This window comes from Cypionkella sp. TWP1-2-1b2 (assembly GCF_049896245.1).
In the GTDB taxonomy this organism is placed as follows: domain Bacteria; phylum Pseudomonadota; class Alphaproteobacteria; order Rhodobacterales; family Rhodobacteraceae; genus Cypionkella.
In genome coordinates this window covers 1-17,744 of the sequence record NZ_JAFCTX010000001.1, presented here as the reverse complement: position 1 = coordinate 17,744, position 17,744 = coordinate 1, and the positions used below count along the sequence as shown (strand labels likewise).

Annotated in this window: 21 protein-coding genes; 7 read left to right on the top strand and 14 right to left on the bottom strand. The window is 61.3% G+C overall.

The features are described from left to right. The first annotated feature begins 130 nt into the window (after window positions 1-130). On the top strand, window positions 131-604 hold the full coding sequence (locus ACP7AP_RS00105) for a hypothetical protein (RefSeq protein WP_426030986.1): 474 nt from the start codon (window positions 131-133) through the stop codon (window positions 602-604). Between the two features lie 83 nt (window positions 605-687). On the opposite strand, the gene ACP7AP_RS00100 is transcribed toward ACP7AP_RS00105, so the two are convergent. The 7 genes from ACP7AP_RS00100 to ACP7AP_RS00070 all read right to left on the bottom strand — a co-directional run bounded on the left by ACP7AP_RS00100 (window position 688) and on the right by ACP7AP_RS00070 (window position 5,764). Then, window positions 688-1,185: an RES family NAD+ phosphorylase gene (locus ACP7AP_RS00100; protein WP_426030984.1), complete on the bottom strand. Its 498-nt coding sequence runs from the start codon at window positions 1,183-1,185 to the stop codon at window positions 688-690. Next, window positions 1,178-1,528 (bottom strand): MbcA/ParS/Xre antitoxin family protein, encoded by a 351-nt coding sequence (locus ACP7AP_RS00095; protein WP_426030982.1) that lies wholly within the window; start codon window positions 1,526-1,528, stop codon window positions 1,178-1,180. The genes ACP7AP_RS00100 and ACP7AP_RS00095 overlap by 8 nt, the downstream gene beginning before the upstream one ends. Window positions 1,529-1,697: 169 nt before the next feature. Further along, window positions 1,698-2,519 carry a ferredoxin--NADP reductase gene (locus ACP7AP_RS00090; protein WP_426030980.1) on the bottom strand — a complete coding sequence of 274 codons (822 nt, stop codon included), beginning with the start codon at window positions 2,517-2,519 and terminating at the stop codon, window positions 1,698-1,700. Between the two features lie 118 nt (window positions 2,520-2,637). After that, entirely contained in the window at window positions 2,638-3,042 is a 405-nt protein-coding gene (locus ACP7AP_RS00085; RefSeq protein ID WP_426030978.1) for a DUF934 domain-containing protein, read from the bottom strand. Continuing rightward, complete coding sequence (locus ACP7AP_RS00080; protein WP_426030976.1) at window positions 3,039-3,788, bottom strand: phosphoadenylyl-sulfate reductase; 750 nt, start codon at window positions 3,786-3,788, stop codon at window positions 3,039-3,041. Before ACP7AP_RS00080 ends, ACP7AP_RS00085 begins: the two co-directional genes overlap by 4 nt. Next, window positions 3,778-5,448 (bottom strand): nitrite/sulfite reductase, encoded by a 1,671-nt coding sequence (locus ACP7AP_RS00075; protein WP_426030974.1) that lies wholly within the window; start codon window positions 5,446-5,448, stop codon window positions 3,778-3,780. The genes ACP7AP_RS00080 and ACP7AP_RS00075 overlap by 11 nt, the downstream gene beginning before the upstream one ends. Continuing rightward, the gene (locus ACP7AP_RS00070; protein WP_426030972.1) at window positions 5,441-5,764 is read right to left on the bottom strand and encodes a DUF2849 domain-containing protein; all 324 of its coding nucleotides are present in this window, start codon (window positions 5,762-5,764) and stop codon (window positions 5,441-5,443) included. Before ACP7AP_RS00070 ends, ACP7AP_RS00075 begins: the two co-directional genes overlap by 8 nt. 235 nt (window positions 5,765-5,999) lie before the next feature. Here ACP7AP_RS00070 and ACP7AP_RS00065 point away from each other — a divergent pair, with 235 nt between their 5' ends. After that, window positions 6,000-6,461: an Lrp/AsnC family transcriptional regulator gene (locus ACP7AP_RS00065; RefSeq protein ID WP_054004843.1), complete on the top strand. Its 462-nt coding sequence runs from the start codon at window positions 6,000-6,002 to the stop codon at window positions 6,459-6,461. 167 nt (window positions 6,462-6,628) lie between these two features. Here ACP7AP_RS00065 and ACP7AP_RS00060 read toward each other — a convergent pair whose 3' ends face one another. The 7 genes from ACP7AP_RS00060 to ssb all read right to left on the bottom strand — a co-directional run bounded on the left by ACP7AP_RS00060 (window position 6,629) and on the right by ssb (window position 12,338). Then, window positions 6,629-7,828, bottom strand: coding sequence for a cytochrome P450 (locus ACP7AP_RS00060; RefSeq protein ID WP_426030970.1), 1,200 nt, complete (start codon window positions 7,826-7,828; stop codon window positions 6,629-6,631). Between the two features lie 2 nt (window positions 7,829-7,830). Continuing rightward, window positions 7,831-8,757, bottom strand: a complete 927-nt coding sequence (locus ACP7AP_RS00055; protein ID WP_426030968.1) for an EamA family transporter — start codon at window positions 8,755-8,757, stop codon at window positions 7,831-7,833. A gap of 57 nt (window positions 8,758-8,814) precedes the next feature. Continuing rightward, window positions 8,815-9,558, bottom strand: coding sequence for a triose-phosphate isomerase (gene tpiA, locus ACP7AP_RS00050; RefSeq protein WP_426030966.1), 744 nt, complete (start codon window positions 9,556-9,558; stop codon window positions 8,815-8,817). 245 nt (window positions 9,559-9,803) lie between these two features. Then, entirely contained in the window at window positions 9,804-10,154 is a 351-nt protein-coding gene (locus tag ACP7AP_RS00045; RefSeq protein WP_426030964.1) for a HesB/IscA family protein, read from the bottom strand. 88 nt (window positions 10,155-10,242) lie between these two features. After that, window positions 10,243-10,605 carry an SUF system Fe-S cluster assembly protein gene (locus tag ACP7AP_RS00040; protein WP_426030962.1) on the bottom strand — a complete coding sequence of 121 codons (363 nt, stop codon included), beginning with the start codon at window positions 10,603-10,605 and terminating at the stop codon, window positions 10,243-10,245. A 155-nt stretch (window positions 10,606-10,760) separates the two neighbouring features. Continuing rightward, window positions 10,761-11,714, bottom strand: coding sequence for an acyltransferase family protein (locus ACP7AP_RS00035; protein ID WP_426030960.1), 954 nt, complete (start codon window positions 11,712-11,714; stop codon window positions 10,761-10,763). 48 nt (window positions 11,715-11,762) lie between these two features. Next, entirely contained in the window at window positions 11,763-12,338 is a 576-nt protein-coding gene (gene ssb, locus ACP7AP_RS00030; protein WP_426030958.1) for a single-stranded DNA-binding protein, read from the bottom strand. 250 nt (window positions 12,339-12,588) lie between these two features. Here ssb and ACP7AP_RS00025 point away from each other — a divergent pair, with 250 nt between their 5' ends. The 5 genes from ACP7AP_RS00025 (at window position 12,589) to ACP7AP_RS00005 (ending at window position 17,591) form a co-directional block, all read left to right on the top strand. Then, the gene (locus tag ACP7AP_RS00025) at window positions 12,589-13,170 is read left to right on the top strand and encodes a lytic transglycosylase domain-containing protein (RefSeq protein WP_426031394.1); all 582 of its coding nucleotides are present in this window, start codon (window positions 12,589-12,591) and stop codon (window positions 13,168-13,170) included. A gap of 236 nt (window positions 13,171-13,406) precedes the next feature. Then, a complete protein-coding gene (locus ACP7AP_RS00020; protein WP_426030956.1) occupies window positions 13,407-14,657 on the top strand; it encodes an Hsp70 family protein in 1,251 nt (416 codons plus the stop codon). Between the two features lie 9 nt (window positions 14,658-14,666). Continuing rightward, window positions 14,667-15,824, top strand: coding sequence for an amidohydrolase (locus ACP7AP_RS00015; protein ID WP_426030954.1), 1,158 nt, complete (start codon window positions 14,667-14,669; stop codon window positions 15,822-15,824). 54 nt (window positions 15,825-15,878) lie between these two features. Then, window positions 15,879-17,045, top strand: coding sequence for a M20 aminoacylase family protein (locus tag ACP7AP_RS00010; protein ID WP_426030952.1), 1,167 nt, complete (start codon window positions 15,879-15,881; stop codon window positions 17,043-17,045). A 192-nt stretch (window positions 17,046-17,237) separates the two neighbouring features. Next, a complete protein-coding gene (locus tag ACP7AP_RS00005; protein ID WP_426030950.1) occupies window positions 17,238-17,591 on the top strand; it encodes a DUF1304 domain-containing protein in 354 nt (117 codons plus the stop codon). The last annotated feature ends 153 nt before the right edge of the window (window positions 17,592-17,744 follow it).

Genomic DNA, 17,744 nt, shown 5'->3' with positions numbered 1-17,744 from the left:
CTTAAAAGCCGGATGATTTGCGCTTGGTTTGGCTGCGTGGGGGTGGGGATGCTGCGTAGGTCTTTCCTTTTGCTGTCGATTCTGTCATAGCCGGGGTAACCGAAGGGTACTCGGTATTGGGAGAATAAACATGAACAAGAACGTCCTTATCGGCATCGTGCTGATCGCTTTGGCCGGTGCTGGCTATTACCAGTTCAGCATGAAGCCTGCTCAGGAAGCGGCGGCTATGGCTGCGGCTGAGGCCAAGGCTGCGGAAACTGCGGCGGCTGATGCTGCGGCAGCGACCAAGAAAGCGGCTGACGATGCGGCGGCAGCTGCTGCGACCGCAGCAACCGCTGCGGCGGCTGCAACCACCGAAGCTGCAACTGGTGCTGCGACGGCGACGACTGAGGCTGCAGGTGCTATGACCTCGGCTGCGACCGATGCGATGGCAGCTTTGGACCCGGCAAACTTTGACGCGGCGAAGGTCAACGCGATGATCGACGCGTCGGCTTTGGACGCTGCGATGAAAACCACCCTGAAGGCTGGCGTTGATGCAGCGGCTACTGATGCGGCGAAAGTGCCGGAAGCTCTGGCTGCTGTGAAAACCGCACTGGGCATGTAATTTTTGCCTTAGGGCAAAAGGGCATGTAATCTTCGCCTTAGGGCAAGATCGGGCCGCGCCGGGGAAACCCGAGCGCGGCCTTTTCATTGCAGGCGGTGCTCGGTGTCGATCAGCTTGAGACTGGGCCACTGCCACAGCACCAGATTGCGCGCGCCGGGCGGGCCGCCTTTGGCGAAGGACGGCGCGATCAGGCCGGTGTAGCCAGCGGCGATCAGGGCTTCGGTGATATCTTGCGCCTTTGAGCGGCCCTGCGCCATCATCTGCAAGCGCCAGTCATCGGCGGCAAGATCGGCGGCGGCGATGCCATGGGCTGCGAGATGTGCCGGGTTTAGGCTGTCGAAGATCTGTACAAGATCGGCGTCGTAGCTGACCAGCGTCACAGGTTCAAATGGGCGGCCGATCTGGTTGGCCTCGGCCACGGCGTCCATCACGGTCATCGCGGTGTAAAGCGCTGCGCGACCCTTGGCGTTAAAGCGGCCGCCGTGGCGTTTTGCACCCTCACCCGACAGCGGGTCACGCGCCCAGATCGGGTTGAGGGCGCGGTAGAGCGGGCCTTGGCAGCTGGTCGAGGGATCAGGCAAAGCCGCCCGCATCCACCGCGTCGATATAGTCCATCACCGCAGCCGCCTTGCCATCCTGCAGCAGCCGCGCCGGGGTCAGGCCACCAAAGCCGGGCAGCGGTTCCGAGCGGAACCACGCATAGGCCACCAGACCGGAGCCAAAGCGCGGGGTGAGGCGGTTGATGATTTCGACCATCTCGCGCAACCGGGTTTGGGTTTTCGCCGAGGCCAAGCGATCCTTGCGCGCAATCGCATCGCGGCCAAGACCTGCGGTTCGGGCGATTTCATCTTGAGTGGTCAGCCATTCCTCGGCCAGCAGCCGGGGCTGGAACAGGGAATGATCGGCAAAGGCGAGGATGTTCATCGTGACCTCCATACGGATTGACTGATATATATGTCAATCGGCGCGGAAAGTCAAAGGGCGTGGGCTCTTGGGGTTTCATCTGTTCTTAAATATCCCCGCCGGAGGCTCCTGATGCCTATGTCGGATGCCTCCGGCGGGGATATTTAAGAACAGATGAAATAGCTTGGCGTCAGATGCCGTCGCCGACGAAGGCTTTTTCGACCACGAATTGCTTGGGGTCAGAGTTTGCACCTTCGTGTAGGCCAAAACCTTCGAGGATGGTTTTGACATCGACGTTGAAGGCAAGGCTGCCGCAGACCATGGCGCGGTCTTCCTCGGGGTTCATTTTTGGCAGGCCGAGGTCGGTGAACACCTTGCCCGAGGCGAGGTTATCGGTGACGCGGCCCATGTGGTGGAATGGCTCGCGGGTGGTGGTGGGGTAGTAGCGCAGTTTGCCTGCGACCAATTCGCCGATCAGCGGGTCTTCGGCGAGGCTTTCGACGAGGGCCTGACCGTAGGCGAGTTCGGCGACTTCGCGGCAGGTGTGCATCATTATGACCTGGTCGTATTTCTCGTAGGTTTCCGGCTCGCGCAGCAGGCTCGCAAAGGGGGCAAAGCCGGTGCCGGTGGACAGAAGCCACAGGCGTTTGCCGGGCAGCAGCGCGTCATGCACAAGGGTGCCGACGGGTTTCGGGCGCAGGATGATCTCATCGCCGACTTGGATGTGTTGCAGTTTCGAGGTCAGCGGACCGTCCGGCACTTTGATCGAGTAGAACTCCAACTCCTCATCCCAAGCCGGGGAAGCGATGGAGTAGGCGCGCAGCAGCGGTTTGCCGGTGTCGCCCATCAGGCCGATCATCACAAACTCACCCGAGCGAAACCGCAGGGTTTTGGGGCGACTGACGCGGAAGGAAAACAGACGGTCGGTCCAGTGCTTCACCGCTGTGACGGTTTGCGCATCGGGCAGGTGCGGTTTGGCGGGGGCGATGGTTGCTTCGGCGGAGGAGGACATGCGGGCTCTCTCGTTTATTTCGTTCGTATACATACAAATATTTCAGGCTTTCGTAAACAAAAACCTGGCAGAGATTAGCAATATTATAGAGCCGATACTTGGGGCGGGGAAATTGGGCTTAAGCGCGCAGGCGGGCTTGGTAGTCGTGCGCCTTCCAGTCGGCGCGGGATTTCCACTGCGCCTCGGGCTGGCGGGCGGCCATCTCATCGGGGATTTCCACATCGTCAAAGCCAATGCGCCGCGCCATCGGATATTGATCGGCGATCACCGGGCCCATGGCGCGCAGATGGCCTTCGTATCCCAGCGCGCGCAGGCGGTGGCCGATGGTGAAGGCTCGGCCATCCGAGAACGCCGGGAAGGCGATGCGGATCAGGGTGAGGTCGGCGAGGTAAGGCAGCAGGGCTTCGGGGGCGTCAGTGTGGAGCAGGTCCACCGTGCCGTGGTGGCTGGCGATATCGGCCAAGGTCACGGCGTTGACTTCGGGGGCGGGCGAAAAGCCCTGATCGGTGACGAGGACGCTCATGCGGCGGTATCCTTTCTGATCGGGACGGCTTTGCCATTGATAAAATGGATGCCACATTCGGTTTTGTCCTGCCCGCGCCAGCGGCCCGAGCGGGGGTCTTCGCCGGGGGCGACTTTGCTGGTGCAGGGGGTGCAACCGATGGAAGGATAACCTTGGGCCACCAGCGGGTGACGCGGCAGGCGGTTGTTGACGATGTATTCTTCCAGATCGTCACGGCCCCAATGGGCAAGTGGGTTGACCTTGATGCGGGTGTCGCCCTCGGCCTCGAAGAATTCCACCGCTTGCCGGGTCGCGCCTTGGAAGCGCTTGCGTCCGGTGATCCAGCCATCGAACGGGGCCAAGGCGCGTTCCAAGGGTTCGACCTTGCGCACGGCACAGCAAGCATCGGTGTTGAACTGGTGCAGGGTGTTGTCGGGGTCTTCAAAGTTCAGCCGTGCCGGGTTGGCGCGGATGGTGCGCACGTCGCAGAGGTGGAGTTTCTCGGCCAGCTCGCGCTGGTAGTCGAGGGTTTCCTGGAACAGCATGCGGGTGTCGATGAACAACACCGGGGTTTCGGGTGCTATCACTGACACCAGATGTAGCAGCACCACGGATTCAGCGCCGAAGGAGGACACCAGCGCCACTTGGCCCAGATCATCATCCTTCAGCGCATGTTCCAGCACCGAGGTGGCGGCATGATGTTTGTAGCGGGCGTTCAGCGCCGTGACGCGCTCGGCGACCGAACCTGCGGGGAAATCACGCGGCATCACGGCCGCCTTCAACGTCATACAGCGCTGATTTGAAGGGGGCGAAACCTGCGCGGCGGTAGGTTTGCAGGAAGGTTTCCGACGCATCCTCGCGGATGGCGAGGTAAGCGCGGATGATCCGCTCGATGGCGGGGACGATCTCGTCATAGGCAAAACCGGGGCCAGTTTTTTCGCCAATCGCGGCGGTTTCGGTGCCGTCACCGCCCAGGGTGATCTGGTAGTTTTCCACGCCTGCGCGGTCCAGCCCCAAGATGCCGATATGGCCGACATGGTGGTGGCCGCAGGCGTTGATGCAGCCGGAGATTTTGATTTTCAGCGGGCCTACGTCGTGTTCAAGTTTGAGTTCCTCAAACCGCAGCGCGATTTCTTGTGCCACGGGGATCGAGCGGGCGGTGGCCAAAGCGCAATAATCCATGCCGGGGCAGGCGATGATATCGGAAAGCAGGCCGACGTTGGCGGTCCCCAAGCCAGCTTGGGTCAGGGCCGCATGGACGGCGGGCAGGTCGGATTTATGGACATGCGGCAGGATGACGTTCTGCTCGTGGCTGATGCGCAGGTCACTGTGGCCGTATTTTTCCGCCAGATCAGCCATGACGCGCATTTGGGCGCTTGTCGCATCACCGGGGGTTTCGCCGTGGGCTTTCACCGAAATGGTGACGATAGAATACTGGTCATTGCGGTGCTGGGCGAGGTTGGTATCGACCCAAGCGCGGAAAGACGGGTCGGCTTTGTAGAACGCGTCGTAGCCATCGGTCGGCGCGTTGCGGAACGCCGGGGGGGCGAAGGCTGCACGGATGTCATCCAGCAAAATCTGGTCGGCACCACCAAATTGCAAGCGGGTTTCGAGGAAGCGTTCTTCGATCATCCGGGAAATCTCATCCCGGCCAGTCTCATGCACGGTGATCTTGATGCGGGCTTTGTATTTGTTATCGCGGCGGCCCAGCACGTTGTAGACTGACAGCACCGCCTCGACGTAGGGCAGCAGGTCGGCGATGGGCAAGAAATCGCGGACGGTGAAGGCGATCATCGGGGTGCGGCCAAGGCCACCGCCGACCATGACTTCAAAGCCGGGCTCACCTTGCGCATTACGCACCATGCGCAGGCCGATGTCATGGGCTTTGGTCACGGCGCGGTCGTTGGGGCTGCCATTGACGGCGATTTTGAATTTGCGCGGCAGGAATTGGAATTCCGGGTGGTCGGTGGACCACTGACGCAGCAGTTCGGCATAGGGGCGCGGGTCTTCGATCTCATCCGCGGCGGCACCGGCGAAATGGTCGGCGGTGACGTTGCGCACGCAGTTGCCAGAGGTTTGGATTGCGTGCATTTCAACATCGGCCAAGGCGCTAAGGATCGCGGGCACCTCGGGCAGTTTTGGCCAGTTGAACTGGATGTTCTGCCTTGTGGTAAAGTGGCCGTAGCCTTTATCCCAAGTGTCGGCAATCAGCGCGAGTTGGCGCATCTGGTTGGGGTTCAAAGTGCCGTAGGGGATGGCGACGCGCAGCATGTAGGCGTGCAATTGCAGATAGAGCCCGTTCATCAGGCGCAGCGGGCGGAATTCATCCTCGGTCAGGCTGCCATCCAGACGGCGGCTGACCTGATCGGAAAATTGCGCAACGCGGGCGCGCACAAAAGATTCGTCGAAGTCGGAGTAGCTATACATGGTAGAGATCCACTTGCTTGCCCTCAACTTGCTTGCCATGCGCATAGTTCGACGGGCCACGGGTGCGGAACGCCTCGCGGAAATGCACCGGCTCGGGGCCGTTGGGCCCGGCCTTGGCATCGGCGAGGTAAGCGCCGACGATCACATTGCGTTGGGCAGCACCGAACAGCAGGCGGATTTGGGCATGAGCTTCGTCTTCGATCAACTCGGCCTCGTGGTGCTGGCGGCTCCAGCGGTCATCGGCGGTGAGATAGACCACGTCGCCTTGCCGCAAATCATTGGCGGTGACGACTTTCGGGATAAACTGGCGGCTCATGCTTGTGTCCCTTTGGGAGTGCTCGGTGTGGCGGTGTTGGTTGCCGCGAGGCGGTAGTGGATCGCGCGACGTCCTGCAAGGGCAGTTGGGCAGGTCGTGGCGTGATCGCGTTGTTTTACCCGCTCAATATAGGATATTTTCCCCTGTTTTCGCCAGTCCCCCTTGCGGATAAGGAAGAATGTTCCGATACTCGGGCGGAATGGAATGAATTTCCGCAAAGCAAGGTGTCTGGCGAATGGCGGCCCAGTTGGATGAGTTGGATCGGAAAATTCTTGCCGAGTTGCAAGAGGATGCCGAGCAGTCGTTGGATGAAATCGCCCGCAAGGTGGGGTCGTCCAAAACCCCGGTGTGGAACCGCATAAGGCGGATGCGCGAGCAGGGGGTGATCCTGAAGCAGACGGCATTGCTTGATGCCGAAAGTCTGGGGTTGGAGGCGTGTTTCTTCGTGCTGATCCGCACATCCGAGCATGAAGCCGACTGGCAGCGCAAGTTTTTGCAGGTGCTGCGCTCGCGTCCAGAAGTGCTGGAGGCGCATCGGCTGGCGGGGGATATTGACTATATCCTGAAGGTGCGGGTGAAAAACGCGCGGGCCTATGACACGTTTTATCAGGCGCTGATTTCGGAAGTGAAGATCTATAACGTGACGGCGCTTTTAAGCATGGAAGAAATCAAGGCGACGACGGTTTTGCCGCTGTAGTGCCAAGCGAAATTCAATAGGGCGAATTTCAGGGGGCATTCTGCCCCCTCGGCTTCGCCTCACCCCCTGAGGATATTTGTTCCAATGTGAAAGATAAGCACACCAAAATGGGCTTTCACATTGGTCTAAATATCCCGGGGTGAGCCCAAAGGGCGAGGGGCTGGCCCCTAATCTGCCCGCACCATCAACTTGGTCAGTCCGTGGAAGTGATAGACATCGCCGTAAACCGGAGCCTCCACCAGCCGCAGTTTCGGCAGGCGCTGGAACAGGATCGGCAGGGCGGCTTGCAACTCCAGCCGGGCGAGGGGCGCGCCGACGCAGAAATGCAGGCCTGCGCCGAAGCTGACATGCGGTTTTGCGGGGCGGTTTGGTTGGAAGTGGTCGGGGTTCTCCCAAACGCCGGGGTCTCGGTTGGCGGCTGCCAGCAAAAGCGCAACTTGGTCGCCGCGATGAAAGCTGTGGCCCATCACCTCGATATCTTCATAGGCCCAGCGGTTGAACATATGCAGGGCGGGATCGAAGCGCAGGATTTCCTCGATGCAGGTCCCGGCGTTCTCAGCGGTGACAGTATGCCCGGTTTGCAGCAGGGTTTTCACGCCATTGCCGATGGTGTGGACGGTGGCCTCATGCCCCGCGTTCAGCAGCAGGATGCAGGTGGTGATCAACTCATCGGTGGTCAGCTTTTCGCCCGCTTCTTCGGCGGCGATCAGTGAAGTGATCAGATCGTCGCGCGGGTCTTGGCGGCTGGCCTCGACATATTGCCGCATGAAGGCGACGAAGCTTTCCGTCGCCGCAATCGCGCGGTCTTCGCGGGCGCGGCGTGCGATAGGATCGGCTGGGCCCGCCATATACATGCCGACCATGGCGTTGGACCATTTCAGCAGATCGTCGGACATGGATTCCGGCACACCGAGCAGGCGGGCGATGATGATCACGGGCAGCTTCTGTCCGAACCGCGCCAGCAGATCGAACGGGCCTGCGGGGAAGCTGTCGATCAGCTGATGGGTCAGAGCTTCGATCTCGGGCTGCAGCGCGGCGATGCGGCGCGAGGTGAAGGCGCGCAGCACCAGACCGCGCAGTCGGGTGTGGCGGGGTGGTTCCAGTTCCAGCATCGAATGGGCCTCAACCGCGTAGAACGGTTTCAGATGGTCGGGGATTTTCGGGGCCAGCTCAGTTGGGGCCTCACGACCAAAGCGGCGGTCACGGAAGATTGCACTGGTGGCGGCGGCATTGCCGGTACAGGCCATGTTATACTCGGCCCAATGGAAGAATGGGCCAAGGCTGCGGGCGGTCTCATAGAACGGATAGGGGTTTTGCACAAAAGCGGAGTCTAGCGGCGATTGGTGCAGCGTGTTTAGGCCGGCCATGTTCAGGCTCTCCGCCCCAAGGGGATGATACCCTGCGCGATCAGCACACCGAAGGCCACAAGGCAGGCCGCGGCGGCTTGGCCCCAATCCCAGCGCCCGCCGAGCAGAAACAGGATGATCATGACGTAGAAGGGGGCTGCGTTGATATGCAGGCCCGACAGGCCGATGCCGAGTTTCTCCACCGACATGATCCACATCAGCTGACTTATCCCCAGTGATCCGACCGAGAAGGCCAGCAGGGCAAGGGTTTCTTTCCAGCCCCAAGCGCTGAAATCTGGTGGCGGGGTGCCAAAGGCTATGCCCAGAGCCGCCACGGTGGAGACCGCAATCGCAGCCCCTGAAATTGTCAGCGCGGTGCGGCCGATGGGCGAGACGCCGGGGAAGGCGGTGACGGTCAGGCGGGAGCCCAAGGTGAAAGACAGCACCGATCCGAAGCACAAAAGCGCGCCAAAACCCATCGACATGCCACCGGCTTTGAAATCCAGCGCCATCATTCCCCCGGCCAGCGACAAAAGCAGACCAAGCACCAGCGCGACGCTCAGTTTGCGGCCATCCAGCACGACCTCCATCGCGATGCCAACCACCGGCAGCGTGGCCGAGATCACCGCTGCGGTCACCGCGCCACCCCGGGCTTGACCCTGAATCAAAAACCATGCGCCTAAGCCGATCAGGCTGCCGACGGCGATGCCTTTCAGCCAGTTGACGCGCCGGAATGCGCCCGGCCCCTCCATCAGCGCCCAGACCGGCAACAGGGCGAGGGCCGCAAGCGCCATCCGCAACGCGCTTAGCTGATCAGCAGGCAGCAGCGGGATGATGAAATCGGCGGCAGGCAGGCCTGCGGCCCAGACCAGCATCGAGGCCATGCAGATCAGATTTGCGCCCAGCAGGCTGGGGGCAGGGGTGGCGGGGGTGTTGGCTTCTACGCTCATAGCTTGGGTCTAACAGAGCGCGTCCGTCCGGGCTGATCCATCCGCGACGCGGGCAGGTCAGGCTGCGGCGAGGGCACTGACAATCGCACCAAAATCGGCGGCTTTCAGGCTGGCGCCGCCAACCAAAGCGCCATCGACATCCGGCACCGCGAAGATTTCACTGGCGTTGGAGGGCTTCACCGAACCGCCATAAAGCAGGCGGGTTTTCGCCGCTTCGTCACCGATATGCGCGGTGAGGCGGGCGCGCAGGAAGGCGTGGACCTCGGCGATTTGCTCCAAAGTGGGGGTACGCCCGGTGCCGATCGCCCAGACCGGCTCATAAGCTAAAACCAGATTGGCCGCGGTGGCGGTGCTGGGCACAGAACTGTCCAGTTGCGCTGCGATCACCGCAAGCGTCTCGCCCGCATCGCGCTGCGCTTCGGTCTCGCCCAGGCAAACCACAGCGATCAGGCCTGCGGTAATGGCGGCTTCCGCCTTGGCCCGCACCAAAGCATCGCTTTCGCCATGATCGGCGCGGCGCTCAGAATGGCCCAAGATCACATGGCTTGCGCCCGCATCCACCAGCATCGCCGCCGAAATATCGCCGGTATGCGCACCAGAGGCTTTCGGATGGCAATCCTGCCCGCCAACCTGCAGCGCCGATCCTGCGGCCAAAGCTGCCATCTCGGCAAGCAAAGTGGTGGGCGGGCAGAGCAGCATCTCGCAGGCAGGCGCGGGATGTGCCGACAAAAGGCGCGCAACTTCGGCCAAAGCCGCCCGGTTGCCATTCATTTTCCAGTTGCCTGCGGCCAGCTTTTTCATCGCATCCCCCCAATGTTCGCCAAAGGGTTAGCGAAGCGCAGCGCCAAGGGAAAGCCCTTGCATTTGCTCTTTTGAAAATACTCAATCTGATCGCAACGCAGCCGCTAAAGCCAGGCGTCAAATCCAGCCCGAACGCTGCATCCCGCGCCCACCGCGCGTCAGCGCTCAAGGGTCTTGCGGCGTCAGCCGCGCGATCAGATCACCGGGATCAGGCAGAGTGCCGTCAGAAGAACAACCGCGCAGGATCAGGCGTCTTTGAACTTGATGCTTTCGCCACAGCCGCAGGCCTCGGCGACGTTGGGGTTGTTAAACTTGAAGCCGGCTTGCAGCAGATCCATCTCGTAATCAATCTCGGTGCCGAACAGAAACATCTGTGCCATCGGCGCGATCAGCACCCGTGCGCCGTCTTGCTCGACCACTTCGTCCATCGGATTGGCTTCCGCCACGTAATCCATGGTGTATTCCATGCCCGCGCAGCCACCCTTTTTGATGCCGATGCGCAGGCCCTGCGAGCCTTGCTTTGCCATCAGCCGCGCGATTTGCTTGGCGGCTATGGGTGTCAGGGTAACGGCGGATTTGCCGGGGATGCCGAACATGGATTTGGTCCTTTAAGCTATACAGCAAAGATAGGATTACAGCAGGCGTCCTGCAAGAGTGTTAGATTACGCGGCCCCGCGCAGGGCCTTACATAAAGCCCAATTCCAGCCGCGCTTCATCCGACATCATCTCCATCCCCCAAGGCGGATCAAAGGTCATGCCGACCTTGACCTCTTTCACCCCGGCGACGGGTTCCACCGCATCCTGCACCCAACCCGGCATCTCTCCCGCCACCGGGCAGCCGGGCGCAGTCAGGGTCATCAGAATTTCAACTGCGTTTTCCGGGCTGATTTCAATGGTATAGACCAGACCCAGATCATAGATATTCACCGGAATTTCTGGGTCATAGACCGTGCGGCAGGCCTCTACGATCTGCTCATAGAGCGCATGTTCGGTCGAGGAGGGGCGAATCAGGGGTGCACCCTCAATCTGGTTTTGCAGCTGGGTCATCACATTCTCACGCGGTTAGTTGACTAATTATATAGGGAATGGCCAGCAAAGGTCCAGTGCGGCAAAGCAGTTTTCGACCTTGCGGGTTTGCGCGTCAAACCACAGGCCAGATCCCGGGGCCAGATCTTGCGCCAGATATTGATGCCGAGCCTGGGTTAAAGCAACCGCCGCGCCAAGCCGCCGCGCCGGATCGCCCATGTCAGCAGGATTGAGCCTGCGACCGCCAGCAGATAGATCGCGGGCCGGGGCAGCACACTGTAGCGAAACAGCACCGCGCAAAACGCGACGTGGATGAAGTAAATCCCCGAGGCATAATCCCCCAAGCGGCGGTCGGCCACCAACGTGGAGCCTTTCAACGCCAGCAGCATCAGCGCCGGGGCCGCAAGGCCAAGTGCGAGCAGCGTGTCATGCCCGACGCCCTTCGGGGCAAACCGCGCCAGAGCCAGTGATTCGACCAGCACCAGCGCCACACCGATGGCCGCAGCCAGTTGCAGCCAACCAACGCGCAACCGCTCGGCGATGCTCTCGCGCCGGATCAGGAACCCCACCAGCATGAAGGGCAAACACAGCAGCAGCGGATTGCGATTGGCCAGCAAGGGGTCAGAGAAAATCAGCTTGTTGGGCGTAATCAGGTTCCAAGCGATGCCATAGGTGACGGCAATGCCGGCAAAGAAGGTCAGGGCGGCCAACCAAGCCAGCGCCCGGCTGGACCATGCCGCGATGACCACGATCAGCGCCGCCGCCATCACCATTCCGGCCAAATACCACAGATGCCAATAGCCAAACAACGCGCTGCGCAGGTTTTGCAGGGGCGAATGGGCCAGCAGCATCGGCCAATAGATCGGCAGATACAGCAGCATCCACAGCACATAAAGCTGGCCCCCGCGCTGGACATAGGCCCACCCGCGCGCGCGTTCGACCGCTGCCTGCAGGAAATAGCCGTTGAACAGCAGAAAGATCGGCACGCCCAGCCGGAACAGCCCGTCGCCGGTCAAAAGAATCGCCGTTCGCCCCAGCGGGGCAAACGGATTGGCGTGAATACCGACGACCATGAAAGCCAGAGCGAGCTTCAATGCATCAATGGCGCGATTGCGGTCCGCGCTGGACATCAGGGGATATGGCCTTGCTAGAGTTAAATACAGAACGCGGCGTTATGTTTAGAACGGGATTTCGTCGTCGATGTCCGAGCGCCCACCACCCGAACTGCCGCCCGAGCCACTGCCAGACCCGCCACCCGACGATGAACCGCCGCCATAGCCGCCGCCGCTCGACCCGCCCCGGCTGTAGCCGCCGCCTGACGCACCACCACCCGAGCCGCCGCCCTGATCTTCATAGCGGCCGCGATCATCATCACCACCGCCGCCACCCGAACCGCCACCATCCCGACCGCCCAGCAGCGTCAACTCGCCGCGGAACTGCCGCAGCACGACTTCGGTGGTGTAGCGATCCGCGCCGGATTGGTCCTGCCATTTGCGGGTTTCCAACTGGCCTTCGATGTAAACCGTCGAGCCTTTTTTGAGATATTGTTCGGCAATCTTGCCGATGTTCTCGTTGAAAATCGCCACGGAATGCCATTCGGTGCGCTCTTTACGCTCGCCGCTTTGCTTGTCGCGCCAGGTCTCGCTGGTGGCGATGCGCAGGTTCACCACTTTGCCGCCGTTCGGGAAGTTGCGCACTTCCGGGTCGCGGCCCAGATTTCCGACGATGATCACCTTGTTGACCGAGCCTGCCATCCTAGTCTCCCTGATTCCGTAAATCCCCGCCAGCATCGCGACAGGTGGTTAATAATTTCTATAGACCGCCGCCATGCGCCCCGCAACCGGGCAGCTTGCGGGGCTCCGGCAAGGTTTTGCCGAAGCAGTCTGGGCGGGTCAGATCACGGCGCTGGAACTTGGTGCAAACTTCGGTATAGTGCCGCCAGTTTTGGTCTGGGTTGAAGACAGGGTCTCCATGCGATTTTCGCCGATGGTGTTGACGATCATGATGGCCGCAGGGCTGGCTTTGGCTGCCCCTGTGATGGCGCAGGCGGAGGCGTTGAAGCTGGGCGGCAAGAAAAACCGCGCCAATATGCTGAAATCGCAAATGGCGCTGCTGGATGGGCGGCTGGCGGTGGAGTATGAAGGCTCGGACCGGCTGAAGCCGAATTACAGCAAGGCGGATGCGGGCGGCTCGGATACGCCGACACCGCGGTTTTCCGGCAAGTATAAGGGTGAGTATCTGGAGGTCGCCAAGGCCGCAGCCCGCAAGCATGGCGTGCCGGAGGATGTTTTCTTGCGACTGGTGCAACAGGAAAGCGGCTGGAATACCGGGGCGGTGTCGGTCAAGGGGGCGACGGGGCTTGCGCAACTGATGCCGGGGACGGCGGATCGGTTGGGGGTGGATATCAACGATCCGGGTGAGAACCTTGAGGGCGGCGCGCGCTATCTGCGGATGATGTATGATCGGTTTGGGACATGGAAGCTGGCGCTGGCGGCTTATAATGCGGGGCCGATGGCGGTGGAAAAGCATGGCGGGGTGCCGCCTTATGATGAGACGCAGAACTACGTTTTGGCGATTCTGGGGTAGCGACTTGGGGCGTGTCCACGCGTGGGCAGGCATAGGTTTTATTGGAAATCAATAGGTTATAAGGGCGCGTTAACGCGGCGTTAGGGTTTTAAGCTGTGGTTTTGGCGGCTTTGGCAGAAGCCTCCGGCGGGGATATTTTTGCCAAGATGAAATTGCAGAGCGGGGGCGTTGGGGCCGGTTTACTTCCCTTGCCCGGATCGCTATACCGCGCGTTTTGCGAACGCTCGGGGGCTGCTATGACGCTGTTTTGTGGGATCGACTTTGGCACCTCTAACTCGACGGTTTCCTTGGCGGATGAAACCCGCGCGTGGCTGATCGCATTGGAAGATCAGGCCGTTACTTTACCTTCGGCGGTGTTTTGGGAGCAGGACGGTGGCGCGCCAGAGTTTGGCCGCGCGGCGATTGCGGCCTATTTGCGCGGCGACGAAGGCCGGCTGATGCGGGGGCTGAAAAGCACGCTCGGCTCGGGGATGATTGACGAACGCACGGCAGTTGGATCGCGGGCGGTGTCGTTCCGCGAGGTTCTCACACGTTTTATGCGGCATATGGTAGAGGTGTTGCGCCTTCATGCGCCGGGGGCGGATCGGGTTGTGCTGGGCCGCCCGGTGCATTTTGTTGATGGCGATGCGGCGGGGGATTTGAAGGCGCAGGTGGCGCTGGAGGAGATTGCGCGCGGTTTGGGCTTTCGCGAGGTGTCGTTTCAGTACGAACCGATTGCGGCGGCGTTGCAGTATGAGCAGGGCATTGCGCGCGAAGAATTGGTGCTGATCGTCGATATTGGCGGCGGTACCTCGGACTTTTCCATCGTGCGGGTGTCGCCAGAGCGGGCGCGGGCGGCGGATCGGGCGGGCGATATTCTGGCGAATGACGGGATCAGGGTTGGCGGCACGGATTTTGATCGGTTTTTGAGTCTGGCCGAAGTGATGCCGCATCTGGGCTATAAGGCCACGACCAAGCACGGCAAGGGCCTGATGCCGAACCATTATTTCTTGGATTTGGCGACTTGGCACCGGATCAACATGCTGTATACCCAGCGCTGTCTCGCGGATTTGAAGGCGTTTCGGCGCGAGATTGATCGGCCGGAATTACTGGATCGGTTGATGAAGGTGATCTCGGAACGCCAAGGTCATGCGGTGGCGATGGCGGTCGAGGCGGCGAAGATCGCGCTGTCGGATCAGGATGCTGTGCGGCTGCAACTGGCGGCTTTGACTGGGGGGCCGAACCCGATGCTGAAGCGGGAAGGCTTTGAGGCGGCGGTACTGCCATTGGTGGAGCGGATTTCCGAGCGGTTGGGCGCGGTGCTTTCGCAAGCGGGTGTTGGTATCGGCGATATTGGCACGGTGTTTATGACAGGCGGCTCATCTGGCTTGCCGATTTTGCGGGCGTGTGTGCAGGCGGCGCTGCCGGGGGTTGCGATTGCTACCGGGGATATGCTTGGTTCGGTCGGGACGGGCCTCGCGCTCGATGCGCGGCGGAAGTTTTCCTGAGGGGCCAAAATGGTTGGGCAGATGTTCGCAGCGATTGAGGCGTTTTTACCGGAAGCGGTGGCATGGCGGCACGATTTTCATGCGCATCCAGAGTTGAGTTTTCTGGAACACCGCACCAGCGCCCGCGTGGCAGAACTGCTGCGTGGCTTTGGCTGTGATGTGGTCGAGGCTGGCGTCGGTGGCACGGGCGTTGTGGCGGTGATCAACGGTGCTGGGCCAGGGCGGCGGATTGGGCTGCGGGCGGATATGGACGCTTTGCCGATTTCCGAGGCCTCGGGGGTGGAATTTGCCTCGACCCTGCCGGGAGTTATGCATGCGTGTGGGCATGACGGGCATACCGCGATGCTGCTTGCAGCGGCAAAATATCTGGCGGCATCGCGCGGGTTTTCCGGGACGGCGGTGTTGGTTTTTCAACCCGGTGAGGAAGCGGGCGGTGGCGCACGTGCGATGATCGCGGCTGGCTTGCTTGCGCGCTATCCGGTTGATGAGATTTACGCCTTGCACAATATGCCGGGGTTGGCGGTGGGGGCTTATGCGTCACGTCCGGGGCCGATCATGGCGGCGGCGGATATGTTTTCGATTGAGATTGCGGGGCGGGGTGGTCATGCGGCGCAACCGCATTTGGCGCTCGATCCGGTGATGATCGCGGGGCATGTGCTGGTGGCGTTGCAGACGGTGGTATCGCGCAACGTTGATCCGTTGAAGCCTGCGGTGTTGGCGGTGTCTACGGTGGTAAGCGACGGCTCGGGGGCTTGTGTTGTGCCGGGGCGGGTGGTGCTGACGGGGACAGTGCGGTCGTTTGAATTGGCGGTGCAGGATTTGGTGGAGAACCGTTTGCGCGCCGTGGTGACGGGGATTGCGGCGGCACATGGTGGGGTGGCGACGGTTGAGTATTTGCGCGATGCACCTGCGACGGTGAATGATGCGAATTGTGCGGGGTATGCGTTGGATGTGGCGCGGGGATTGTCTGGCGCGGTTGAGGGCGATGTCGCACCGATGATGGTGTCTGAGGATTTCTCCGAGTTTCTTACCCTTGTGCCGGGGGCGTTCATGTTTGTCGGTAATGGCGACGGGCCGCTTTTGCATCATCCAGCGTATGCGTTCAATGACGCCGGCCTGCCTTACGGCGCTGCTTGGCTGGCGGGGATGGTCGAGGCGCGCGGCTGAGGGGTTGCGGCGCGGGCGCGATTGGCACAGGCTGCACGCAAAAGGAGAGCCATCATGCCCGTAAAAAACCGATTTGCCGAGATGCTGCCCGAGATCGCCGGATGGCGGCAAGATTTCCACGAGAACCCCGAGTTGTTGTTCGAGGTGCATCGCACGGCGGGACGCGTGGCAGAACTATGCCGTTCGTTTGGGTGTGATGAGGTGACCGAGGGGATTGGGCGTACTGGCGTTGTGGTTGTTATCAAAGGAAAAACCGACACTGCGGGGCGGGTGATCGGGCTGCGGGCGGATATGGATGCTCTGCCGATCATCGAGCAGACCGGGGTTAGCTACGCCTCAAAGGTGCCGGGGAAGATGCATGCTTGTGGGCATGACGGCCATACCTCGATGCTGCTGGGGGCTGCGAAATATCTGGCGGAGACGCGGAATTTTGACGGCACGGCGGTGTTGATTTTCCAACCTGCGGAAGAGGGCGGCGGCGGTGGGCGCGAGATGTGCGCCGATGGCATGATGGACCGTTGGGGGATTCAGGAAGTTTACGGCATGCACAATATGCCGGGGATTCCGGTTGGACATTTTGCCATTCGCCCGGGGGCAATGATGGCGGCGGCGGATCAGTTTGAGATCACGGTGACGGGCAAGGGCGGTCATGCCGCCAAGCCGCACGAATGCATTGATACCACGGTGGTCGCAGCACATATCATCGTGGCGTTGCAGACCATTGCCTCACGCGGGGTCGATCCGTTGAAGCAGGTGGTGGTGTCGGTCTGCACGGTGGCGACGGATTCTACGGCGCATAATGTGATCCCGCAGGTGGTGAAGATGAAGGGCACGGTGCGGACGATGGATTTCGGCGTGCAGGATTATGTCGAGGGTCGGGTGAAAGAGATCACGGCCGGGGTGGCGCAGGCTTTGGGGGCGGTGGCTGTTGTGGACTATACGCGCGGCTATCCGGTGACGGTGAACGCGCCCGCACAGACCGATTTCGCGGTTGAGGTGGCGCGGGCGGTGTCGGGGCAGGTCAACGCCGATACGCCGCCGGTGATGGGGGCGGAGGATTTCAGCTTCATGCTGCTGGAGCGGCCGGGGGCGTATATTTTCCTTGGCAATGGCGATACGGCGATGGTGCATCACCCGGCGTATAACTTTGACGATAATGCGATCCCGTTTGGCTCAAGCTGGTATGCCGGGATGGTTGAGGCGCGGATGCCGAGCGCCTGACGGACTGCCCCCCTCAGGCGGCGCCCACCCGCCCACCCCACCGCCATCGGGGGGCAGTTTGGGGATGCGGATGTGCTGACTGGGTTTTTGACAGGTTGCGCGGGGTTTAACCGCGAAGCCTCCGGCGGGGATATTTATCGCCAATGTGAAAGGGTTTGGGGTGGTTATGGGCGGCTTGGGGAGGGTTGCAGGATGATTGCTATGGCTTTGGTGGCGCTGATTGCGGCGCTACATGTCTATATTTTGGTGCTGGAGATGTTTTTATGGGAAGCGCCGCGGACGCGGGCGGTGTTTGGCACCTCGGCGGAGTTTGCGGCGGCGAGCAAAGTTTTGGCGGGCAATCAGGGGCTTTATAACGGGTTTCTGGCGGCGGGGTTGGTTTGGGCTTTGTGGTTGGGGGCGGAGGGGCGCGGGGTGGCGTTGTTTTTCTTGGCTTGCGTGCTGGTGGCGGGGATTTACGGTGCTGCGACGGCGTCACGGCGGATCTTGTTTGTGCAGGCTTTGCCAAGCGCGCTGGCGATTGTGGCGGTGTTGGCGGGGGTTTGAGGAAATATTGACTGAGCGTTTATGCCGTCGTTGGGGCTCTGTTGCACAAATCGTGAGGGATTCCCTGCGTGACTGCAAGGTGTTAGTCGCAGGGTATGAGCAAACCTGCACCTCCGACCTACCGCACGACGAACTGGCGCTCTTACAACGCCG